Annotated in this window: 22 protein-coding genes and 1 pseudogene; 10 read left to right on the top strand and 13 right to left on the bottom strand. The window is 72.6% G+C overall.

Going from position 1 to position 21,763, the window contains the following annotated elements; genetic code table 11:
• Positions 1–693: beta-ketoacyl-[acyl-carrier-protein] synthase family protein (locus STRAU_RS34850; RefSeq protein WP_037663940.1), on the bottom strand; the 693-nt coding region annotated here is incomplete at its 3' end.
• Between STRAU_RS34850 and STRAU_RS44240 the strand changes: the two genes are divergently transcribed.
• Positions 616–861 (top strand): hypothetical protein, encoded by a 246-nt coding sequence (locus tag STRAU_RS44240; RefSeq protein ID WP_259300072.1) that lies wholly within the window; start codon positions 616–618, stop codon positions 859–861. The genes STRAU_RS34850 and STRAU_RS44240 overlap by 78 nt on opposite strands.
• A gap of 44 nt (positions 862–905) precedes the next feature.
• Here the strand turns inward: STRAU_RS44240 and STRAU_RS44235 are convergent, their stop codons facing one another.
• The 3 genes and pseudogenes from STRAU_RS44235 to STRAU_RS34840 all read right to left on the bottom strand — a co-directional run bounded on the left by STRAU_RS44235 (position 906) and on the right by STRAU_RS34840 (position 2,858).
• Positions 906–1,412 (bottom strand): beta-ketoacyl synthase N-terminal-like domain-containing protein, encoded by a 507-nt coding sequence (locus tag STRAU_RS44235; RefSeq protein WP_016645113.1) that lies wholly within the window; start codon positions 1,410–1,412, stop codon positions 906–908.
• A 229-nt stretch (positions 1,413–1,641) separates the two neighbouring features.
• Positions 1,642–1,707, bottom strand: a pseudogene (locus tag STRAU_RS44230) (hypothetical protein); the annotation flags it as partial.
• 446 nt (positions 1,708–2,153) lie between these two features.
• On the bottom strand, positions 2,154–2,858 hold the full coding sequence (locus tag STRAU_RS34840) for an AfsR/SARP family transcriptional regulator (RefSeq protein WP_259300071.1): 705 nt from the start codon (positions 2,856–2,858) through the stop codon (positions 2,154–2,156).
• A gap of 402 nt (positions 2,859–3,260) precedes the next feature.
• Between STRAU_RS34840 and STRAU_RS34835 the strand changes: the two genes are divergently transcribed.
• From STRAU_RS34835 to STRAU_RS34825, 3 genes are read left to right on the top strand one after another with little or no spacing between them, the layout of a single operon-like run.
• A complete protein-coding gene (locus tag STRAU_RS34835; protein ID WP_037663936.1) occupies positions 3,261–3,914 on the top strand; it encodes a TetR/AcrR family transcriptional regulator in 654 nt (217 codons plus the stop codon).
• A complete protein-coding gene (locus tag STRAU_RS34830; RefSeq protein ID WP_016645110.1) occupies positions 3,911–4,558 on the top strand; it encodes an ABC transporter ATP-binding protein in 648 nt (215 codons plus the stop codon). The genes STRAU_RS34835 and STRAU_RS34830 overlap by 4 nt, the downstream gene beginning before the upstream one ends.
• Positions 4,545–5,342 carry a hypothetical protein gene (locus STRAU_RS34825; RefSeq protein ID WP_016645109.1) on the top strand — a complete coding sequence of 266 codons (798 nt, stop codon included), beginning with the start codon at positions 4,545–4,547 and terminating at the stop codon, positions 5,340–5,342. The genes STRAU_RS34830 and STRAU_RS34825 overlap by 14 nt, the downstream gene beginning before the upstream one ends.
• A gap of 31 nt (positions 5,343–5,373) precedes the next feature.
• Here STRAU_RS34825 and STRAU_RS34820 read toward each other — a convergent pair whose 3' ends face one another.
• The 7 genes from STRAU_RS34820 to STRAU_RS34790 form a co-directional block, all read right to left on the bottom strand.
• Positions 5,374–6,840 carry a cysteine desulfurase gene (locus STRAU_RS34820; RefSeq protein WP_016645108.1) on the bottom strand — a complete coding sequence of 489 codons (1,467 nt, stop codon included), beginning with the start codon at positions 6,838–6,840 and terminating at the stop codon, positions 5,374–5,376.
• On the bottom strand, positions 6,827–8,236 hold the full coding sequence (locus STRAU_RS34815; RefSeq protein WP_016645107.1) for a family 2B encapsulin nanocompartment shell protein: 1,410 nt from the start codon (positions 8,234–8,236) through the stop codon (positions 6,827–6,829). Before STRAU_RS34815 ends, STRAU_RS34820 begins: the two co-directional genes overlap by 14 nt.
• 293 nt (positions 8,237–8,529) lie before the next feature.
• Positions 8,530–9,603, bottom strand: a complete 1,074-nt coding sequence (locus tag STRAU_RS34810) for a mechanosensitive ion channel family protein (RefSeq protein ID WP_016645106.1) — start codon at positions 9,601–9,603, stop codon at positions 8,530–8,532.
• A gap of 189 nt (positions 9,604–9,792) precedes the next feature.
• Positions 9,793–10,806 (bottom strand): helix-turn-helix domain-containing protein, encoded by a 1,014-nt coding sequence (locus tag STRAU_RS34805; protein ID WP_016645105.1) that lies wholly within the window; start codon positions 10,804–10,806, stop codon positions 9,793–9,795.
• Positions 10,807–11,021: 215 nt separating this feature from the next.
• On the bottom strand, positions 11,022–11,930 hold the full coding sequence (locus STRAU_RS34800; protein ID WP_016645104.1) for a diacylglycerol kinase catalytic domain-containing protein: 909 nt from the start codon (positions 11,928–11,930) through the stop codon (positions 11,022–11,024).
• Positions 11,927–12,946: an SPFH domain-containing protein gene (locus tag STRAU_RS34795; RefSeq protein WP_016645102.1), complete on the bottom strand. Its 1,020-nt coding sequence runs from the start codon at positions 12,944–12,946 to the stop codon at positions 11,927–11,929. Before STRAU_RS34795 ends, STRAU_RS34800 begins: the two co-directional genes overlap by 4 nt.
• Before the next feature lie 78 nt (positions 12,947–13,024).
• On the bottom strand, positions 13,025–13,834 hold the full coding sequence (locus STRAU_RS34790; protein ID WP_016645101.1) for an SAM-dependent methyltransferase: 810 nt from the start codon (positions 13,832–13,834) through the stop codon (positions 13,025–13,027).
• Positions 13,835–14,107: 273 nt separating this feature from the next.
• Between STRAU_RS34790 and STRAU_RS34785 the strand changes: the two genes are divergently transcribed.
• From STRAU_RS34785 to STRAU_RS34760, 6 genes are all read left to right on the top strand, one after another.
• A complete protein-coding gene (locus STRAU_RS34785; RefSeq protein ID WP_016645103.1) occupies positions 14,108–15,235 on the top strand; it encodes an ROK family transcriptional regulator in 1,128 nt (375 codons plus the stop codon).
• 112 nt (positions 15,236–15,347) lie between these two features.
• On the top strand, positions 15,348–16,613 hold the full coding sequence (locus tag STRAU_RS34780; RefSeq protein ID WP_037663933.1) for an ABC transporter substrate-binding protein: 1,266 nt from the start codon (positions 15,348–15,350) through the stop codon (positions 16,611–16,613).
• Entirely contained in the window at positions 16,610–17,554 is a 945-nt protein-coding gene (locus STRAU_RS34775; protein WP_016645099.1) for a carbohydrate ABC transporter permease, read from the top strand. The genes STRAU_RS34780 and STRAU_RS34775 overlap by 4 nt, the downstream gene beginning before the upstream one ends.
• On the top strand, positions 17,547–18,440 hold the full coding sequence (locus tag STRAU_RS34770; RefSeq protein WP_016645098.1) for a carbohydrate ABC transporter permease: 894 nt from the start codon (positions 17,547–17,549) through the stop codon (positions 18,438–18,440). Before STRAU_RS34775 ends, STRAU_RS34770 begins: the two co-directional genes overlap by 8 nt.
• A gap of 76 nt (positions 18,441–18,516) precedes the next feature.
• The gene (locus STRAU_RS34765) at positions 18,517–19,554 is read left to right on the top strand and encodes a Gfo/Idh/MocA family protein (RefSeq protein WP_016645097.1); all 1,038 of its coding nucleotides are present in this window, start codon (positions 18,517–18,519) and stop codon (positions 19,552–19,554) included.
• Positions 19,551–20,561, top strand: a complete 1,011-nt coding sequence (locus STRAU_RS34760) for a Gfo/Idh/MocA family protein (protein WP_016645096.1) — start codon at positions 19,551–19,553, stop codon at positions 20,559–20,561. Before STRAU_RS34765 ends, STRAU_RS34760 begins: the two co-directional genes overlap by 4 nt.
• A 46-nt stretch (positions 20,562–20,607) precedes the next feature.
• Here STRAU_RS34760 and STRAU_RS34755 read toward each other — a convergent pair whose 3' ends face one another.
• Positions 20,608–20,880, bottom strand: coding sequence for a DUF1876 domain-containing protein (locus tag STRAU_RS34755; protein ID WP_016645095.1), 273 nt, complete (start codon positions 20,878–20,880; stop codon positions 20,608–20,610).
• 87 nt (positions 20,881–20,967) lie between these two features.
• A partial coding sequence (locus tag STRAU_RS34750) for a CAP domain-containing protein (RefSeq protein ID WP_037663930.1) occupies positions 20,968–21,763 on the bottom strand: 796 nt, incomplete at its 5' end.

Here is a 21,763-nt window from a genome sequence, read left to right as displayed (position 1 = left end):
CGCGGCGCGCGCGGCGGCTGCCCACGTACTCCGGGGGCGGCCCCGGGGCCTGGGGCGCGGGCCGCTGCCGGGCCTCTCTGCGGCGTCGGCCCGGCCCTCGGCCGACGCCCCGGCCTCGGCGTGCTCCTCCAGCACGAGATGGCAGAACGTCCCGGTGAGGGACTCGCCGTGCACGACGGCCCGACGCGGCACGTCGGCCCGCACACCGGCTTGCCAGGGAGCCCCGGACTCGTCCTCCAACTCCCTTGCTGATACGTGCGGTTGGTCAGGGAAGCGCCGACGATGCAGAGCCAGGGCCACCTTGGCGACGGAGGCGAGCCCCGCGTACGCGAAGGCGCGCCCGTCCCCGGTGCCGAACACGACGGCACCGGGCTCCCGGCCCGCGGGCCGCGGTTCCACGACACCGGGGGCACGCCCCACGCCCGGCCGGGGAGGGTCGACACGCCCGGCGGCGCCCCAGCCCCCGCCCCCCGCCCCGCCCGCGACAGCGGACCCCACCCCCTCCACGTACTGCACGGTGTCCGCCGCGACTCCCGCCGCCCGCAGCGACTCCGTCGCCGTCCGGCGAAGCGTCTCGGCGGAGGGGGAGGGCCGGAAGCAGCCGGGGAGCGGGTCGTGGCGCAGGGTGCAGTCGAGGATCGTGGCGTAGACGCGATCCTGGTCGCGGACGGCGTCCGAGAGCCGCTTGAGCAACAGGGCGCCGACGCCCTCGGTGAGCGGGGGGACGGGGCCTCCCGCTTCCTCGCCGAGCGGCTGGACGGCCGCGCCCGGCCTGTCGGTGGGCGGCTGGACGGATGCGCCCGGCTCTTCGGCGGGCGGCTGGACGGATGCTGCTGGCTCTGCGGTCAGCTGCCGGACTGATGCCGCCGGTTCTTTGGTGGGCGATCGGTCGGACGCGCCCGGTCCTACGGGGCGCGGCCTGTCGGACGTGCCCGGCTCTTCGGCGGGCGCGGCTCTTCGGCGGGCGGCTGGACGGATGCTGCTGGCTCTGCGGCCGGCGGCGGGATGGATGCCGCCGGTTCTTTGGTGGGCGACCGGTCGGACGCGCCCCGTCCTACGGGGCGCAGCCCGTCGGGCGGGCCCGGCTCTTCGGCGGGCGGCCCGTCGGACGCGCCCAGCCCCCCGGCGAGCGGCCCCTCGGACGCGCCCACGTCCCTGGTGGGCCCCCGGCCAGGCACCGCGGCGCGTGGTCCGCCGCGCGCCCGCTCCTTCGCGGCCAGTGCCGCCGCCACGTACGCGCTCTCGCCCCGCTGTCCCGCGAGCACCAGCACCGCGTCCGACACCTCCGCGCGGAGGTTGCCCACCGCGTGGGCGAGGGCGACGAACGACGTGGCCTCCGCCGACTCCACGGCGAGGGTGCGGCCGCGGAGCTTGAAGGCGGCCGCGATCCGCGCGGGGATCGTGCTCGCCATCTCGCCGACCCGGTCGTGGGTCGTGCGGGGCCCCGCCGAGCCGCCGGGTCAGCAGTCCGCGCAGCTCCTGCCCGGCGCGCGCCGCGCTGTCCGGGTCGGCGCCCGCGGCGGCCGCCGCGCGCTCCACCTCGCGGGCGTACCGGGGCAGTTCGACGCGCAGGGCGTTGGCGTGCTGCCGGTCGAGGGCGAAGCAGAGGCCCGCGACGACGTCGGTGCGCTCCGCGGGGAGCGGCCGCGCAGGATGCCCCGCGTCGGCCAGACACCGGCGCGCCGCCTCCAGCATCAGCAACTGCATCCGGTTCATGGACCGGGCCTGCATCGGCGGTATGCCGAACCGGGCGACGTCGACCACGACGTCGTCGAGCGTCGCCGGGTCCAGCTCCGCGATCCCGACGATCGCGACGGGCTCCCCGGGCGGCCAGGAGTCCTCGGGCGGCCAGGACTCCCCGGGCCGCCCGGCCCCGGCCCTGCGCGCTGGCGGATCGGACATCATCACGCGGCTGCTCCTGCGGTCGTCGGCGGCCCGCCGGAACGGCGGGGAGGAAGGGGCGTACGGGGTGCGCGCAATTACTTCGGGCGTTTGCCGAGAGCGGAACGTACTTATGGGTGCTGTGCGGCCCCTCATTCACCGGACCCGGATGTCCCGGCGGACGCGGATATTTCAAGCGGCAAGCAGTTTCCGTTTAGGGGCAGGGGAATCGTGCGACCTGCCCCACTGGTGCACCGGTTGTGACGGACGATTCACGTGACGGCAGTGACGGTTGAGAGGGAAAGCGCCGGATCCTGCGACAGGATTTCGGTGTGCCGGCGCTGCAGCACGATTCCCGGCTGCACCCCCAGCTCCTCGTCGAGCCGCCGCCGCGTCACATGGAACAGCTCCAGAGCCTCCGCCTGCCGGCCGGTCCGGTACAGGGCGAGCATCAGCAGCTCGCAGAAGCGCTCGCGCAGCGGATGCTGCGCCACCAGACGGCGCAGCTCGGCCACCGCGCGCGAGGGCTCGTCGGCCGCGAGCCGGGCGCGGACCAGGTCCTCGCAGACGGTGAGCCGCCGCTCGTCGAAGAGCGCGGCAGCGCCCTGGCAGCGCAGCCCGTCGCCCGCGTCGAGCAGCGCAGGACCGTGCCACAGCTCCAGAGCGGCCTGCAGCAGCTCGATCGCGCGCTCCGGGGCCAGGGGCAGCGCCGCGGCGCCGCGCGTGGCCAGATCGAGGAACCGGTTGCCGTCCACGCAGCCGGGCGGCACGTCCAGCAGATAGCCGCCGCGCACCGCGCGGAGCACCGTCGCGCCGCGCCGTGGCGCACGGTCGCCGTCGAGCACCTTGCGCAGCCGGGTGGCGTGCGCTTGGAGCGCGTTGCGGGCGTTGCCGAGCGGCTGGCCCGCCCACAGTTCGTCGGCGAGGTCCGTGTGCGAGACCGCCCGGCCCGCGTCGAGGGCGAGCGTGGCCAGCATGGCCCGTACCTTGTTGGCCTGAATTCCGTGACGTTTTCCGTCCGTGGCCACTGAAACGGGCCCCAGGATATTGATGTGCATGAAGTTCCCCCCGGTGACTGCAAATGGCACCACTGGACAGCAAAGGGCAGCACTCGTCCCTCGGAGAGAAGAGGGTGCCGGGCCCCCCTTTGGCCCCCTCTTTTCGGCTGGGCACGAGTTTCGCAGGGGTCGTGTCCGGATGTCATCGACCGCCTGACGGGTTTACCGCACAGGCGTCCCGATCAATTTCCGGAGCACCGCATCCATCATCCGTTGAGAACGGGTGCCCCCTGTCTCAACGGACGGCCGACGGCGCCCTCCCGGAGCCCCACGTTCCGCCCTGCTGGACAGATCACTGAACGGGCGTTTAGTCTGCTGTACATGCGTTCAATGCCTGACGACCGCACCACGCGGGCCGTCATCCGGGACGAGGCCCTGCGGCTGTTCGCCGAGCACGGGCCCGACGTCGTGACCATCCGGCAGATCGCCACCGCCGCGGGGGTCTCGCCGGGGCTCGTGGTGCACCACTTCCGGTCCAAGGACAACCTGCGCCAGGAGGTCGATCAGTACGTCCTCGCGGTCTTCGAGGGCCTGCTCAGCGAGCTGACCGGCGACGGCGCGGAGACGTTCGAGGAGCCGGCGGCCGCGAGGACGGCGACGCTCGGCGAGATCTTCCTGCGGCACCTGCCGGTCGGCTCACCGCTGCCCGGCTATCTGCGCAGGCTGCTGCTGTCCAACACGGACGCGGGCCGCGGCCTGTTCCGCCGGCTGTACGCGGTGAGCAGTCAGACCCTGGACGCCCTCGCCGAGGCCGGGGCCGCGTCGCGCGGCAAGGACCCGGCGGTCCGCGCCGCGCTGCTGCTGGTCAACGACCTCTCGGTGTTCCTGCTGCGCGACCAGCTCACCGCGGTCCTCGGCGTGGACCCGCTGTCCGCGGCCGGCCTCGCCCGCCTCGGCCCGGAGCTGCTCACCATCTACGCGGCAGGGCTGAACGCGGATCCCCCAGCACCGCAAGCAGAAGGAGGCCAGGCATGACCACGGAGCGGGAGCCGGCGCTTGTCGCCCGGGACATCCACAAGGCATTCGGCAAACACCAGGTCCTGCGCGGCGCGGACCTCACGGTCGAACCGGGCCAACTGGTCGCCGTGGTGGGCGAGAACGGCTCGGGCAAGTCGACACTCCTCAAGGCGGTCGCGGGCACGCTCGCCGTCGACCGGGGCGAGGTCCGCCTCGGCGGCGAGCTCGGCTACTGCCCGCAGGACCCCGTCCTCAACTTCAACCTCACCGTGGACCAGCACCTCCAGTACTTCGCCGCGGCCCACAAGCTGAGCAGCCTGGAGCGCGCGGACGAACTGGTCGAACTCCTCGGCTACGAGAAGTACCGCGAAACGGCCGCGGGCGACCTGTCCGGCGGCACCCGGCAGAAGCTCAACCTCACGCTCGCCCTGCTGCACGACCCGGACGTCCTGCTGCTCGACGAGCCGTACCAGGGCTTCGACTGGGAGACGTACCTGCGCTTCTGGGACCTGGTCGACCAGTTGCACGAGCGGGACAAGGCCGTCGTCGTCATCACCCACCTCGTCTTCGAACAGGAGCGGTTCGACGTCCTCGCCGACCTCGCCGAGGGCCGCCTGACGCCGCGCAAGGCAGCGAAGGAGCACAGCCATGCCGGCGCCTGACACCCTGAAGAGCACCCCGCTGTACGGGCAGTTCCCGACCGCGCTCGCGTTCTCGGTGCGCGAGCAGAGCCGCAACCGCCTCGCCGCGCTGCTCCTCGTCCTGTTCGTGCCGCTCTGGTATCTGCTGATGACCTCCATCGCGGGCGACAAGGACCTGGAGTTCAAGCTCTACTCGACGGGCCAGATGCTGAGCGTCGACGGCAAGCACGTCACGCTGATCACCGCCGGGCTCAACTCGCTCACGATGATCTCCGGCTTCGTGGTCTTCGACGCCGTCCGCAAGGCCCTGGCCTTCGACAAGCGGCTCGCCTTCGCCGGGTTCCGGCAGTCCACCCTCATCGGCGCCAAAATGCTCGCCATCGGCATCGTCGCGGGCAGCATCGCGCTCTACACCGCCCTCGCCCTGCTGATCTACTGGCGCCCCGGGTTCACCGGCTGGGCGACCATCCTCGGCGGTTTCGTCACCATGACCCTCACGTACGGCTCGCTCGGGCTTCTTCTCGGCGTCCTGGTCAAGAACGACCTGGAGGGCTTCTTCCTCATCATCATGGGCGGTCTCACCGACACGTTCCTGCAGAACCCGCTCGGCAACCCGGCCGCCAACAAGCCGGTCCTGCAGTACTTCCCGTCCTTCGGGCCCATGCAGTTCTCCGTCGGCGGCTCGCTCGGCGACACCGTCCTGTGGCGCTATCTCGGCCTCGGCCTGATCTGGGCGGCGTCCTTCGCCGTCGTCGGCCTGATCGTGTTCCACTTCAGGACCCGGAGCCGCCGCCCCACGGCCTGACGGCCCCCGGGTCCCGAACGGGAACGAACCGCTACGCCCCCTCGGCGCCCTGCCCGGCCTGCTGCAGCCGCCGCAGGGACGCCACCAACTGGTCCACCTCCCCGGACGTGTTGTACAGCGCGAACGACGCGCGGGCCGCGGACTCCAGGCCGTAGTGCGCGAGCGCGGGCTGCGCGCAGTGGTGGCCCGCGCGGACGGCGATCCCGTCCTTGTCGAGCCAGTCCGCGACCGACGCCGGGTCGTGGCCCGCCAGCGTGAACGTCATGACCGCGATCCGCTGCGCCGCCGAGCCGATCACCTCCAGGCCCGGCACGGTCGCCATCGCCTGCATCGCGTACGACATCAGTGCCTCTTCGTACGCCGCCACGGCCTGCTGGTCGAAGCCGCGCAGCCAGTCGATCGCCGCGAGCAGACCCACCACGCCCGAGATGTGGCCGGTGCCGGCCTCCATCATGTGCGGCATCGCCGCGAACGTCGTCCGCTCGAAGCTCACCGACTCGATCATGTTGCCGCCGCCCTGCCACGGCCGCATCTCCGCCATGGCCCCCGGCGTCGCGTACAGGGCGCCGATGCCCGTCGGCGCGAACAGCTTGTGCCCGGAGAAGGCATAGAAGTCCGCGCCCAACGCCTGTACGTCCACGGGCATGTGGGCCACCGCCTGCGCCCCGTCCACCAGGACCTTCGCGCCGTAGCGGTGTGCCAGCGCCGTCATCTCGCGCACCGGGGGCACGGTGCCCAGCACGTTCGACGCCTGGCTGACCACGACCATCTGGGTGCGCGCGGAGAGCAGGTCGGCGTACGCGTCCTGATCGATCTCGCCGTCCGGCGTCAGCGGCACCGGGACGACCCGGGCCCGCGTCTCCTCCGCGATCAACTGCCAGGGGACGATGTTCGAGTGGTGCTCCAGGACGGGGACGAGGATGTCGTCGCCGGGGCCGAGGTGGGCCCGCCCCCAGCTCTGCGCCACCAGGTTGACGGCCTCGGTGGTGCCCCGCACGAACATGATCGTGTCGGGCGACGGCGCCCCCAGGAACTGGGCGACCGCGGTGCGCCCCGCCTCGTACAGCTCCGTGGCCTCGCGCGCCATGGTGTGTGCGCCGCGGTGGATGTTGGAGTTGGCCGCGCTGTAGTACGCGCTCACGGCCTCGATCACCTGCCGCGGCTTCTGCGTGGTCGCGCCGTTGTCGAGCCACACCAGCGGCTGGCCGTTGACGGTGCGGTGCAGGATCGGCACGTCCTTGCGCGCGGACTCCGGGGAGAACACGCCCGGTTGGGCCGTGGTGGGGAGGCCCGGGACCTCCGCGGGGGGCGTCGTCGGGACCTCGGCGGGTGCCGCGGGTACCCCGGAGGCGGGCATCGCGGGCATCGCGGGCATCGCGGGTGTCGCTGGTGCGCCGGAGGCGGGCATCGTCGGCGTCGCGGCCGTCGGCGGTGCCGACGCCGTGGACGGCACCTGCTCAGGAGCCCGCAGCAGCGCCCTGAGATCAGGAGTAGTCATGGTAGTTGTTCACCTCGACGTTGCGGAGCACCGCGATGGCGTCCTCGACGAGCACCGCCGTGTTGAAGTACGCCGTCAGCAGGTGCGAGGTGATGCCCTTCTGGTCGGTGCCCATGTTCCGCATGGACAGGCCGGGTTCGACCTCGTCGGCGACCTCGGCGGGCCGCAGCCCGACCACGCCCCGGTCGGCCTCGCCCATCCGCATGAGCAGGATCTCCGTGGTGCCGACGGCGGCGGCCGAGCCGTTGGAGCTGACGCCGTTGCCGAACGGCACCTTGTCGGACGGAAGCAGCGGCACACCACGCCAGGTGAGCAGCGGGCTGCCGAACCTGCTGTCGGTCACCGGGGGCACGCCCCGCCGCGTACATTCACGGCCGAACGCGGCGATGGCCTTCGGGTGCGCCAGGAAGAAGCTGGGCTGCTTCCACACCCGCGACAGGAGCTCGTCCAGGTCGTCCGGCGTCGGCGAGCCGGTGCGGGTCTGCACCCGCTGGCCCGGCGCGACATTGTGGAACAGGCCGAACTCCGGGTGGTTGAGCAGCGCCGACTCCTGCCGCTCGCGCAGCGCCTCGATGGTGAGCAGCGCCTGCTGGCGGGTCTGGTCGACATCGCCGCTGTAGACGTCGTGGACGCGGGTGTGCACGCGCAGGACGGTCTGCGCGAGCGTCATGTGGTACTCGCGGGGAGCGTCCTCGTAGTCGACGTACGTGGCGGGCAGGTCGGGCTCGCCGACGTGGCCGGCCGTCAGGTCCACGGGCACCTCGCCGCCCGGCCTTTCGCCGTTGCTGGAGGCGTACGCGGTCAGGGAGGTCCGCACCCCCTCGTCGCGGTCGGCGAGCGCGGCGAGCGCGCTCCGCTCGGCGCACAGGGCGGTGCCGGGAGTGAGGGCCTTCACCCGGTACGGCGTCGCCTCCTCGCGCGACCAGGCACCCAGGTCGAAGAACTGGCCGTCGCCTATGACCTCGATGAGCTGTTCCTCGCCGTAGCGCCCGGTGACGCGCTTCTCGGCGCGGCCCTGCACGATGATCCACAGCCGCTCGGCGGGGTCGCCCTCCTGGGCGAGGACCTGCCCGGACTCGAAACGCACCTCGGTGAACGCGTTCGCGAGTTCGCTCAGGCAGGACTCCTCGGCGTCCCGCAGATAGGGCAGTTCGCGCAGGTCACCGGGGACGACGCGGGGCGAGCCGCCGTCGGTGTGGGTGGCGATGCGGTCGTCGCCGAGCACGAAGGTGCGGCGCCGGTTCACGCGGTACACACCGGACTTGAGGTCGACCCAGGGCAGGGCACGCAGCAGATAGCGGGGCGTCGTGCCGCGCATCTGCGGCGCGGTCTTGGTGGCGGTGGCGAGTTGCCGTGCTGCATCCGGAGAGAGCGACAAGCGATCGTTGACGGTCACGGGAACCTCCTGGAAGACGGGCGGGGCAGGGGCCGATCGTCTTCGTGTCGCTCCGTGACCACAAGGCGTAACTTTTCAACTACTTTTCGCACACGGCCGGAAATAACCGAACACTGCGAGAGGTGGAGCGGGCGGCGGCCCGCGTGCGCCGGGGTGTGCGGCCCTCACCCCCGCGGCTCCGGTCATGCGCACTCGTCATATGCGGCCGGATTTGCTCCCCTACGGGGGGTTCGCGGCCCCCCAAAGCCCTCTTATACAAGGGCCTTGCGTAACAGATCGTTCCGTATGGACCGTCAGCTCGCCGACGCGTCCCGCTGGTGCGGGATCACCACCGGAAGCTCCCCCTGCCGCACCGTCACCGTCCGCGTCGGCGCGGGGACGGGGATGCCCTCGGCGCGGTAGCGGCGGTGCAGCCGCTTGATGAACTCGTGCTTGATCCGGTACTGGTCGCTGAACTCGCCGACGCCCAGGATCACGGTGAAGCCGATCCGGGAGTCGCCGAAGGTGTGGAAGCGGATGGCCGCCTCGTGGTCGGGGACGGCGCCGGTGATCTCCGTCATCACCTCGTCGACGACCTCGATGGTGACCTGCTCGACGCGGTCGAGGTCGGCGTCGTAGCCGACACCCGCCTGCACCATGATCGACAACTCCTGCTCGGGGCGGGTGTAGTTGGTCATGTTGGTGCCCGCGAGCTTGGCGTTCGGGATGATGACGAGGTTGTTGGAGAGGTTGCGCACCACGGTGTTGCGCCAGTTGATGTCGACGACATAGCCCTCCTCCCCGCTGGTCAGCTCGATGTAGTCGCCCGGCTGCACGGTCTTCGCCGCGAGGATGTGCACGCCGGCGAACAGGTTCGCGAGAGTGTCCTGGAGGGCGAGCGCGACCGCGAGGCCGCCCACGCCGAGCGCGGTGAGCAGCGGCGCGATGGACACCCCGAGCGTCTGCAGCACGACGAGGAAGCCGATGGCGAGCACGATCACGCGGCTGATGTTCACGAATATGGTCGCCGAGCCGGCCACGCCGGAGCGCGACTGGGCCAGGGACTTCACGAGCCCCGCGACGATCCGGGCCGCGGTGACCGTGGCCGCGAGGATGAGCAGCGCCGAAAGCACCAGGTTCACGGTGCGTCCGGTGCGCGCGGTCAGCGGCAGGGCGGCGGCGGCCGCGGCCAGGCCGCCCGCGATCGCCGCGCACGGCACGAAGGCGCGGGCGGCGTCGACGATGACGTCGTCCCCGCCCCACCGGGTGCGGCTCGCCCGCTCGCCGAGCCAGCGCAGCGTGGCCCGCAGCAGCAGGGCGGCGGCGAGTCCGGAGAGCACGGCCACACCGGCGATCGTCCAGTCGTGCAGGGTGAGGGCTCGGTCCATCAACAGTCTCCCGTGGTCGGCCGGTTCGCTCCCGCACCCGGTGACGCGTACGCCCCGTGCGCGGTGACACGGCCGCCCATCCTGCCCTACCCGCCGCCGCCCGCCGCACCTGCCCCCACCTGCGATCTTCGTCGTGGTGCGGGTGGTTCCGGGGCGGCCGGTGGTTCGCGGGTGGCGAGGTCGGGTGTCTCACGGAGTCCTTGACCATGCCTGTGCGTGCAACGCGCCTGCCGATTCGCGTACGAGCGATCCGTGGGAAGCCCGGTATTCGCTGGGCGACATTCCGTAGGCGGCGCGGAAGACGCGGCAGAAGTGGGCGTGGTTGATGAAGCCCCAGCGGGCGGCGACGGCCTGGATGGTGCGGTGGCTCTGGCCGGGGTCCAGGAGGGAGCGCCGGCACTGCCGCAGGCGCTTGCTCCGGATCAGGGAGGCGGGGGTCATGTCCGCGGCGGCCAGGACCTGTTGCAGGCGGCGCAGGGAGATGTGGTGGGCGTCGGCCACCGTCTGCGGGGAGAGGTCCGGGTCGGCGAGATGCTGCTGGACGAAGCTCTGGACCCGGGCGAGCAGGGCCTGTTGTTGGCTGTCGGGGGACAGCGCGTGCGGCAGGTGGAGCTCGTGGGCCAGCAAGGTGCCGAGGAGTTCCACGGCGGTGTCGAGCAGGCGGACGAGGTCGGCGGCCCGGTACCGGGTGCCCGCCTCAGTGATCTCGTGCAGGCAGCGGGAGAAGATCGCGCCGATCCCCGTGCGGCCGGGGAGGCGTCGGGCCAGCAGCGGAGCCACCTGTGCCGGGGGCAGGGGCAGGAGGTCCTTGGGGAGGACGAGAACCTCCTGCATGCCGGTCTCGTGCCGGGCCCGGAACGGCTGTGAGGAGTCGAGGAGCATCAGGTCACCGGCCCGAAGGGCAGTCTCCTGGTCCCCCAGGCTGAATCCGGAGGCACCGGTCCGTACGAAGTCGACCAAGTACTGTTCGGGATCCGAGCGGCGGATGAGTTTCCGCGTGCGCTCGGCGGTGAACGGCGAGCGGACCGTTCCGGTCGACGCCTGGAGGGTGTCCGAGCCACGCACGAGGGCCGAGGCGCGGAAATCCGCTTCGTCGCGGGATCGTACGTGCGTGGCGACCAGGGAGCGGCAGGTCAAGTCGTGCCAGTAGGCGAACCGCTCCTGCGGGGGCAGGTTCTCGGTGGTGAGCACCGTCTCGATCACTCGTCCCTACCTTTCGACCGGGATGGGGCGAGCCACCCGCAGGGCTCCGCCGAGACGGGGGTACCCGCGCCGGATGGGCCGCAGAGGCATGACGATGCACCGACCGCGTTGCGCAAAGCTTGGCTAAACCTGCAATCCCCTGGCGGGGCGGGGCGGGCAGGGCAGGGCAGAGCAGGGCAGGGCAGCCCGGAGCCGGGAGGGGCAGCGCCGGGCGCTCAGCCGACGAGCCGCAGCGCGACGTCCGCCACCCCCACCCGCACGCTCTGCCCCCACCCGAGCCCCAGCGCGTCCGCCTCCATCCCGTCGCCGAAGGCCACGAGGCGGTCCGACTCGACGGTGAGCCACAGCCGCTGACCTCGCGTCAGCTCGCCGCGCACCAGCGAGGTGCCGGTCGCGGGCGACGGCCACGCCTCCCGTACGAACCACAGCAGCCGCCCCTCGCGGGGATCCGGCGGACTCGGGCCGCCCCCGGACTGCCGCCGCAGCGACCCCAGCCAGCCGGTGGCCCCCGCCCCGGTGCCGACGACCACGCCGGAGGACGCCTGGGCCTCCGAACTCCCCGGCGCCCCGGGGCCGGCGCCGGAGGTGATGCGGTACCGGGCGGTCTGGTGCCCCGCGGCGCCGACGTAGATCTCGTTCAGGGCCCGCAGCCGCTCGCCGTCGTCCGAGACGGCCTCGACCATGGTGAGTTCCTCGGCGCCCGCCGCGCCCGCCGCCGCGTGCGGCAGCAGTTTCGCGGCGGCGGCCGCCCGGTGGCGTACCAGCACACCCGGATTGCGTCCCGGCTCGGCGTCGATGCCCACCACCGGCTGGCCCGTCAGATACTTGGCGGCGTTCGCCACGAGGCCGTCCTGGCCCACCACGACGACCACGTCCTCCGGCCCGAACAGGAACCGGTCCAGGTCGGCCCGCTCCACCCGGGCGCTGCGCCACCGCAGCGGCACGGCGGCCGCAACGTCGGTGAGCGCCCGCCGCGTGCTCCGGTGCCGCCCGGCCACCTCGTCGATGTCCCGGCCGCGCGAGGAGAGGAAGAACGCGGCCTGCCCGTGCGTGCCGTGCCGGGCCAGCAACTCCTCGTACTCGGTGGTGCGGTGGACGAGGACGGCGCGCGGGGCGAGACTCACGACTGCCCACCGCCCGCGCCGCTCCCGCGCCCCAGTCGCTCCAGCAGTCCCGTGACCACGTCCGGCGACAGCGTGAGGCTCTCGATGCGCGGCACGTTCTCGGCGAGCCGCGTGGCCGCCAGGGCGTGCAGGACGGCGGGGTCGGCGCTCGTGTGGGCCGCGAGCCAGGAGCGCTGCGCGGCCGCCCGGGCCTCGCCCACGGTGCGGGCGGAATCCGCCTCCGCCCGTGCGAGGGCCACCGTGCGGGCGGCCTCGGCCTCGGTGCGGACGGCGTCGGCGGCGGCCTTCTCCTCGGCCTCGCGCCGCGCGTTGGTGCCGTGCTGCTCGACCAGCCGCTCCTCCTGGCGGGCGAGTTCGATGCGGCTGGCCAGCTCGTTCTCGGCGATGGCGCGCTCACGCCGTACGGCCATGGCCCGGCGTTCGTACGTCGCGCTGTCGGCGTCCTGCTGGACGCGCTCGCGCGCCGGGGTGCGCAGCGCCCGCTCCACCTCGGGCTCGGGCCGGATCGCCACCACCCGGACGGCGACGACCTCGATCCCGGTGGCGGGCAGCCGGGGTTCCGCGGCGAGCCCCGCGCCGATCCGCTCGCGCACCGCCGTCACGCCGTCGGCGAGCGCCTCCGCGAGCGGGGTGCGGGCAAGCACGTCCAGGGCGTGCTGCTGGGCCGACTCGGTGAGCAGCGTGGACAGTTGATCCAGCGGCGCGGACCGCCACGACCCGGTGTCGGGGTCGACGGAGAAGTCCAGGCGCGCGGCGGCCAGCGCCGGGTCGCTGACGCGGTACGTCACCGTGGCCTGGACCGTGACGTCCTGGAAGTCGGCGGTGCGCGCGTGGAAGGCGACCGCCAGCTCCCGGTCGTCGACGGGCACTTCGGACAGCGCGGCGCTCAGCGGCCGGAACCAGAAGCTCAGGCCAGGACCGTCGTGGGCGAGCCGCCCGTTCCTGTGATGGCGGATGTGCGCGGTCGGCGCGGACCGCAGATGGCGCAGGCCCAGGCGCCGGGTGATGTCGGCCATGGTGGAACCCCTCCCGTTTTCGTCACGTCGACGATATTGCCTGCGCACGATTATCGTCAAGGCGACCAAAAGGGTGCTCTACCGCTTGCGGCCCACCCCCGCGTACAACGGCACCCGCGTGCCGTCCCGCACCTCGCCCACGCCGAGTTCGGGCCGCCAGTCCGGCGGCTGCGCCAGGCCCGGATCGAGGAGCGTGAACCCGTCGAAGAAGCGCTCCGTCTCCGCCCGCGTCCGCGGCACGAGCGTCACCCCGCCCGTCGTGTACCGGTCCACGGCCTCGCCAACCCATGCGGTCTCCTCGTCGCCCGCCAGCTGCGAGAGCGTGAGGTGGCTGCCGGGCGCGAGTGCTTCGGTCAGGCGGGCCACGACGGCGTGGGCGTCGTGCTCGCCGCCGATGAAGTGCGCCACGGCGATGAGCGACAGGGCCACGGGCCGGGTGAAGTCCAGGACCTCCGCGGCGCGTTCGAGGATCAGCTCCGGCTCGCGCGCGTCCGCCTGGACGAACGCCGTGACGCCGTCCTCGGTCCCGTGCAGGAGCTCGGCCGCGTGGGCGCGGACGATCGGGTCGTTGTCCACGTACACCACCCGCGCGTCGGGCGCGAGGGCCTGCGCGACACGGTGGAGGTTCGGCTCCGTCGGGATGCCGCTGCCGATGTCCAGGAACTGGCGCATCCCCGCCGGGCCCGCGAGATGACGCGTGGCGCGCTGCATGAACCACCGGTTGTGCCGGGCGCCGTACTTGGCCGTCGCGTCGAGCGCCACGATCTGCGCGCCGAACTCCGCGTCCGCCGGGTAGTGGTGGGTGCCGCCCAGGAACCAGTCGTAGACGCGGGCGGGGTGCGGCGTGCCGGTGTCGGGGCCGCCGGCGGCGGGCGGTGTTGCGGACATGGGGCAACTCCTGGGTGGGGGGCGGTCGTTCGGGCCGCGGGGCCCGGTCACGAGACCGTACCGAGAACGGGCGGGCATCCGTCCGGGCGACGTCCGTGCGGCCGCACGCAGAAAGGTCCGCGCGGCCGCACCGAGAAAGGTCCGTGCGCGGGGTCTTCCCGGCGGCCCCGCTTTATGCAACTCTCCTCCCAAATCTCGGCGCGAGACGAGCGACGGCCCCGCAACAGGGCCGTACTCGGGCTGTCCTCCTACGCCTTCTGGGGTGCAGAACTGATGCGAAAACGGACGCGCGGCCACGACCTGGCCGCCCTGCGCCGCCTCAACACCACCGTCGTTCTGCGCGCCCTGCACCGCCGCAGCCCCCAGACCCTCGCCGAACTCGCCGCAGGGACGGGGCTGTCCCGGCCCACCGTGGACGCCGCCCTGGAGGAACTCACCGCGCAGGGGTGGGTCACCGAGGCGGAGGCGGGGGAGCGGGTGCGGGGGCGGCCCGCGCGTAGGTTCCGGTTCCGGGTGGAGGCCGGGTACGTGCTCGGCGCCGACATAGGGCTGCACAAGATGGTGCTGCTCCTGACCGACCTCGGCGGCACCGTCCTCGCCGCCGAACGCGCCGACATCGATCCCGAACTGGGGGGCGGCCCCCGGCTCGCGCTCCTCCAGGACGGCCTGGACGCCTTCCTCGACGCCCACACCGTCCGGCGCGACCTGGTGCTCGCCCGCTGCGTCGGCGTGCCCGGCGTCGTCGACGCGGGCGGCCTCATCACCTCCGTCGTCGTGCCCGAGTGGTCCGGCGTCGACCTCGGCCGCCTCCTCGCCGACGGCGAGAGCGGCCACACCCTGGTCGAGAACGACGTGAACCTCGCCGTCCTCGCCGAGCGCTGGCAGGGCGCCGCGACCCTCGCGGGCGACGTGGTCTGCGTCCTGACCGGCCACCGCGTCTCCTGCAGCCTGACCATCGGCGGCCGGCTGCATCGCGGCGGCCGCGGCGGCGCGGGGGAACTCGGCCTGCTCCCGCTGCTCGGCATGAACACCGCCCACGAAACCCTCGCCTGGAAGGACGGGCGGCGCGCCGGCGAGTCCGAGGTGGCCGCCCTCGCCCGCGCCGCCGACACCGCCGACCCGCGCGCGCTCGACGCGATCGCCGACTTCGCCGACCGCCTCTCGCCCGGCATCGCGGCCCTCGCGCTCGCCGTCGACCCGGAACTCGTCGTTCTCACCGGCGGCGCGACCCCGCTCGGCACCCATCTCGTACCGCTCATCGAGGAGCGGCTGCGCTCCCTCACGCTGCACGTGCCCCGGATCGCCCTGAGCGAGCTCGGCGAACGCGGCGTCGCCCTTGGCGCCGTGCGCAAGGCGCTCGACCGCGTGGAGGAGGAACTGCTCGCGGACCCGGCCGGCTAGCGGCTCCGCCGGCGCCCACCTCCGAGATTCCCGACACTCCCTGGATCCCCGACACCCCCTGGGTTCCCGACGACCCCAACTCCCTTGACACCCAACGGAAGCGGAGGCACGCATGCGCAGGAGGACCCTCCTCTGCTCAGGTCTCGCGGCGGCGTCGGCACCCGTGCTCGCCGCCTGCTCGGACGAGGGCGGCGGCACTGACGGCGGCGGCCGCACCACCCTGTCGTACGGCATGTGGGACCCCGCCCAGGTGCCGGGCATGCAGCAGATCATCGCGGCGTTCGAGAAGGAGCACCCGGACATCTCGGTGCGCATCGAGCTGACGCCCTGGGCGAGCTACTGGACCACCCTGAAGACCTCGATGCGCGGCGGCACCGCCCCCGACGTGTTCTGGATGAACGCCGTCAACTTCCAGCTGTACGCGGCCCACGACGTCCTGGAACCCCTGTCCGAGCACATCGCGCGCGACAGGACCCCGGTGGACCGCCACCCCGAGCAGCTCGTGCGGCTCTACGCCTACGACGGCACCCAGTACGGCCTGCCCAAGGACTTCGACACCATCGGCCTCTGGTACAACAAGGCGCTCTTCGACAAGGCGGGCGTCAAGTACCCCGACACGAGCTGGACCTGGGACGACCTGCGGGACGCGGCCGCCGAACTCACCAACCCGCGCGAGCGCGTGCACGGCTTCTGCTCCGAGATGCAGCGCCAGATCGTCCTCTACCCCGCCATCCACGCCGCGGGCGGCCATGTGCTGCGCGACGGGAAGTCCGGCTTCGGCGACGAGCGCACCATCGAAGGGCTGCGGTTCCTCACCGACATGATCGACCGCGGCTGGTCGCCGCCGCAGAGCGCCATGGTGGAGAACATCGGCCGGGTCCGCTTCTGGTCGGAGAAGGCGGCCATGGTGCACGACCTGTCGGCGATGGCCGGACAGATGTACGCGGTGCCCGCCCTGAAGGACCACGCCGGCGTCACCGTGCTGCCCAAGGGCCGCGAGCGCACCACCGTCATCCACGGCCTCGCCAACGTGATCTCCGCGAAGAGCGACAAGAAGGCCGCGGCCTGGAAGTTCGTGCACTTCATGGCGGGCCGCAGGGCCGCCGAGATCCAGGCGAAGTCGGGCGTCACGATCTCCAGCTACGCGGGCACTCAGGACGCCTGGCTGAAGTCGATGCCGGAGTTCGACCTGAAGCACTTCATCGCCATGGAGAAGTACGGCGTCCCGTATCCGAGCTCGAAGAACACCGCCGTCTGGGAGAACCTCCAATACCCGCTCCTCGGTGCCGCGTTCAGCGGCAAGGGCGGCATCGAGGGCGCCGCCCGCACCCTGGGCGAGCAGATGGACCGGGCCCTGAAGGAGGAGCGCGACTCATGAGTGTCTTTCCCGCCACGGCGGCCGCGAAGTCGGCCGGGCGCCGGGCCCCCGGCTCCGCCGCGCGGCCCTCCTCGCGCGGTCAGCGCGCCGCGTACGGCTTCATCGCGCCGCTCGGCATCGGCTTCGCGATCTTCTACTTCTGGCCGATGATCCAGACGTTCTACTTCAGCTTCACCGAGTTCGGCCCCTTCGGCGGGCACACCTGGACCGGCACCGACAACTACGCGCGCGTGCTGCGCGACGTGACCGTCTGGCAGGCCCTCGGCAACACGCTCATCTACTGCGGCATCGGGCTCCTCGCGCTGCCGCTCGCCATCGTGATCGCCGCCCTGCTCAACCGCCGCGGCCTGCGCGGGGTCTCCGTCTACCGCGCCCTGTACTTCGTGCCGTTCGTGACGCTGCCCGTCGCCGTCGGTCTCGTCTGGAACTGGCTCTACAACGGCGACTTCGGCCTCCTCAACGAGATCCTCGGCTGGTTCGGCGTCGACCGGCACTACTGGGTCTCCGACCCCTCGACGGCCGTGTTCGCCATCGGCGCCGTCATGGTCTGGTCGACCACCGGCTACTACTTGATCATCTTCATGGCGGGCATCAAATCGATCCCGCAGGACTACTACGAGGCCGCGGAGATCGACGGCGCGGGCCCGCTGCGCCGCTTCTTCACCATCACGCTGCCGCTGCTCAGCCCGACGCTGTTCTTCGCCTCGGTCATCTGCATGATCCAGTCCCTGCAGACCTTCGACCTGATCTACATCATGATGGGCGAGAAGAACCCCGCCGTCGGTGACACCCAGTCGATCGTCGGCCTCTTCTACAAGTGGGCGTTCATGGAGAACGCGCAGGGCGCCGCGGCCGCCCTGGCCTTCCTGCTGATGCTGCTCATCGCGGGCCTCACCTATCTGCAGTTCCGGCTCCAGCGGAAGTGGGTGCACTATGGCTGACACCACCGAGACCACCGGCGCGCGGCCGGTCCACGCGGAGGCCGCTGTTCCGCGGCTGTCGCGGCGACGCCTCAACACCGGCTCCCTGGCGACCCACTTGGTGCTCTCGCTCGGCGCGCTCGTGATGGTCTTCCCCTTCCTCTGGCAGGCGCTCACCGCGCTCAAGTCGCTCGCCGAGGTCTCCCGGGTCCCGCCCACCTTCCTGCCGGAGAACTGGAACTGGTCGAGCTTCGACCAGGTCTTCACCGCGCTGCCGTTCCGCGAGATGCTCACCAACAGCGCGCTCGCCACCGCCGGGCGCACGGCGGGCCAGCTGGTGTTCTGCTCGCTGGCCGCCTACGCCTTCGCGCGCATGCGGTTCCGCGGCCGCGACCTGCTGTTCGGGCTCTTCCTGTCCGTCCTGATGGTGCCGAGCTCGCTGCTCGTGCTGCCGCAGTACGACATCATCCAGCAGTTCGGGCTGCTCAACTCCACGCCCGCGCTGTTCCTTCCCGGCATGTTCAGCGCCTTCGGCACGTTTCTGCTGCGGCAGGCGTTCCTCGCGCTGCCCAAGGAGCTGGAGGAGGCCGCGCGCATCGACGGCGCGGGCTCCTTCCGCATCTTCTGGTCGATCATGCTGCCGCTGATCCGGCCCGCGCTCGCCGCGCTCGCCGTCATCACCGCGATGACCGCCTGGAACGACCTGCTGTGGCCCCTCATCGTCAACACCGACCCCGAGGCCATGCCGATCAGCGCGGGCCTGACCTCGCTGAAGGGCCAGTACGAGACCAACTACCCCGTCATGATGGCCGGTTCACTGATCGCGAGCCTGCCCATGCTGCTCGTCTACGTCTTCCTGCAGCGGCACTTCGTCCAGAGCGTCGCCTTCTCCGGATCCAAGGGCTGACGCACCCCCCCCACGGACCGACCACACGTACCGAGAAAGGTACCGACCACACGCACCGAGAAAGGCCAGATCCTTCATGCCACCGCTTCACATCGGCCTGCTCGGCGCGGGCGGCATCGCCCGCGCGCACCTCCCGGGCTGGCTCGCACTGGGCGCGCGGGTCGGCGTCCACACCCAGGACGGCTCCGCCGAGAAACTCGCGAGCGAGTACGCGGAGCTCGGCCACGACGTCACCGCCGTGCCCACGCTGGACGACCTGCTCGCCGACTGCCGCGCCGTCGACATCTGCACCCCCACCCCCACCCACAAGGAACTGGCGCTCGCCGCCGTCGCCGCGGGCAAGCACGTCGTCTGCGAGAAGCCGCTCGCGCTGACCGTGCCGGACGCCCAGGAGATCGCGGCGGCCGCCGACGCGGCGGGCGTACGGCTGCATCCGGCACACGTGGTGCGCTACTTCCCCGCGTACGCGTCCATGCGGGACACCGTCGTCCGCGGCGAGCTCGGCCCGCTCGCCGTACTGCGCTTCACACGCGGCGGGGCGCGGCCGCAGTGGGCGCCGTGGTTCGGGGACCCCGACCAGTCCGGCGGCGTGATCATGGACCTGATGGTGCACGACATCGACATCGCCCGCTGGGTCGCGGGCGACGTGGTGCGCGTCCACGCCCGCACCCGCGGCTCCGAACGCGCCACCGGCGCGCCCGCCGACGTCGTCACCGCCACGGCCGTCCTCACCCACGCCTCCGGCGCGATCAGCCACGTCAGCGGCCTGTGGGGGCTGCCCGACCAGCAGTTCCGTACGACGTTCCGGATCGCGGGGGCGGACGGGCTGCTGCGCCACGACTCCACCGCCGTGCCCGGCTTCCGCATCACCGCCCAGGGCGTGCGCGCCGCCAACGAGGGCATCCCGTCGAGCCCCATGACGGAGAGCCCCTACCTCACCGAACTCCGCGAGTTCGCCGCGTCCTGGGACGACGGCTCGGTCCGGCCACGGGTGAGCGCCTACGACGGCATAGAGGCCGTGCGGATCGCGCGGGCGGCGGTGGAGTCGAGCCGGACAGGCAGGGCCGTCGAGCTTCAACCGTCCGGAACCGAGATCGAGGAGGTCGTGCGATGAAGGTCGCCGTGCTGTCGTTCGCCCACGTCCACGCGGCCGCGTATCTGGCGCTGCTGCGCGACATGCCGGGCGTCGAGGTCCTGGGCAGCGACCCGGACACCGAAGGCGCCGCGCCCGGCGAGACCCGCGGCCGGGCGTTCGCCGAGGAACACGGCGTCCCCTACGCCGACACGTACGAGGACGCCTTCGCCTGGCGGCCCGACGCGGTGATCGTCTGCTCGGAGAACGCCCGGCACCGCCCGCTGGTCGAACGCGCCGCCGCGCACGGCGCGGACGTGCTCTGCGAGAAACCCCTTGCCACGACGGTGGCGGACGGCGAGGCGATGGTCGCCGCGTGCCGGGCCGCCGGGGTGCGGCTCGCGGTCGCGTTCCCGGTGCGCTTCAGCCCCGCGTACGCGGCCGTGAAGCGGGCCGTGGCCGCCGGTGAGACCGGCCGCGTCCTGACCGTGTCCGGCGCCAACAACGGCCATATGCCGACCCGCGCGCGCCGCTGGTTCGCCGACCCCGAACTCGCGGGCGGCGGCGCCCTGATGGACCACACCGTCCACATCGCCGACCTCCTCGACGACCTGTTCGGCGCCCGCGCGGTGGAGGTCTACGCCCAGACCAACAACCTTCTGTACGCCGACGAGGTCGCCGCCGAGACCAGCGGCCTGGTGACCGTGGTGTACGACAACGGGGCGGTCGCCACCATCGACTGCAGCTGGTCCCACCCGCGCTCCCACCCCGCCTGGGGCGGCCTGGAGCTGACCCTCGTCGGCGAGCACGCCACCCTGGAGATGGACGCCTTCGACCAGAAGCTGCACGGCCACAGCGAGCGCCACGGCCGCCCGCTGGAGATCCCCTTCGGCGTCGACCTCGACGCCCGCATGCTGCGCGCGTTCCTGTTCGGCCCGGCCCCGGACGGCATGGACGTCGCGGACGGCGAGGGCGGGCTGCGCACCCTGCGGGTCGTGGCGGCGGGGTACGAGTCGGCGCGCACGGGGGCGCCGGTGCCGGTGACCTGAGCGGTCCCGGCCCCGGTGAAGTCGGCTGCGGTGCGGTGGAGCGCCCTCAGTGGGTCAGCGGACGGGACTGCCGGCCGGAAGCCTCGTCGATCTCTCCGTGCGCCTTGTCCAAGAGTTGTGACGCGAGATCCATGAGCGCCCGCGCGCCCGCGATCTCCTCTCCGACCCTGAGCTGCCCGAGGTCGGAGGGGTGGCGCATGGCGTAGCCGCGCGCCTTCAGTTCGTTGCCGTCCTGGAGCCGCAGCAGGGCCGCCGCGCTGGTGCGGTGGCCCTCCTCGGAGAACTCCAGCTCCACATGCCACCCGGCGAGCGTGGCCATGACGGATCACCTCCGGGAGATCGTCCCCCGTATCTCCAGGGTGCGCCCGATGGGTGCCCGGACGCCAGTGCTGCCAGCCTCCGAAGATCAGCCTCCGAAGAGCTGCGTCCAGTACGTCCCCGCCGGGCCGCCGCCCGCGAAGCCGACGCCGAGGTGGGTGAAGGCGGGCTTGAGGATGTTGGCGCGGTGGCCGGGGCTGTCCATCCAGCCCTGGACGACCTCGGCCGCCGAGCGCTGGCCGCACGCGATGTTCTCGCCGACCGTGCGGTGCGCGCTGCCCGCGGCGGCGGCGCGGTGCCAGGGCTCGCTGCCGTCCGGCGCGGTGTGGGAGTAGAAGGCCCGGGCGACCATGTCGGCGCTGTGGGCCTGGGCGGCGGCCGCGAGGCGGGGGTCGGGCGCGAGGGGGCGCAGCCCGGCCGCCGCCCGGTGGGAGTTGGTGAGCGTGAGCACGTCGGCGGTCGTGCGGGCCAGGCCCTGCGGGGAGAACGGCTCGGCCCACAGCGCCGTCCAGAACACGTCCCCGGAGCGCGCGTCGGGGACGTGCGCCACGCCGATGTCGCCGTACGCCCGCTCCAGGACCGTCTGCCGGGACCCGGCGTCGCCCAGGCAGTAGTCGAGGAAGTCGGCCGGGGTGCGCGGGCCGGACACCAGGTGCTCGCCGATCGCCAGGTACGCGTAGCCCCCCGCGGCCACGCGCTGGTGGAGCGAGACGCCGTCCGCGCCCTCGGAGCCGAGCCGTCCCCGTGCCGCCATCCCGGCGGCGTGCGCCCGGGCGGCCTCGGTGAGCCGGGGGTCGAGCCGCACCGGTGGGGCGCCGGCGCGGGCCCGCGCGGCGTTCACCAGAGCGAGGAAGGTGTCGGTGGTCGGGGGCGGGGCGTTGACG

The organism is Streptomyces aurantiacus JA 4570 (genome assembly GCF_000414115.1).
In the GTDB taxonomy this organism is placed as follows: Bacteria; Actinomycetota; Actinomycetes; order Streptomycetales; family Streptomycetaceae; genus Streptomyces; species Streptomyces aurantiacus_A.
The sequence above is the reverse complement of the archived record's forward strand: the minus strand, read 5'-3'. Positions and strand labels throughout refer to the sequence as shown.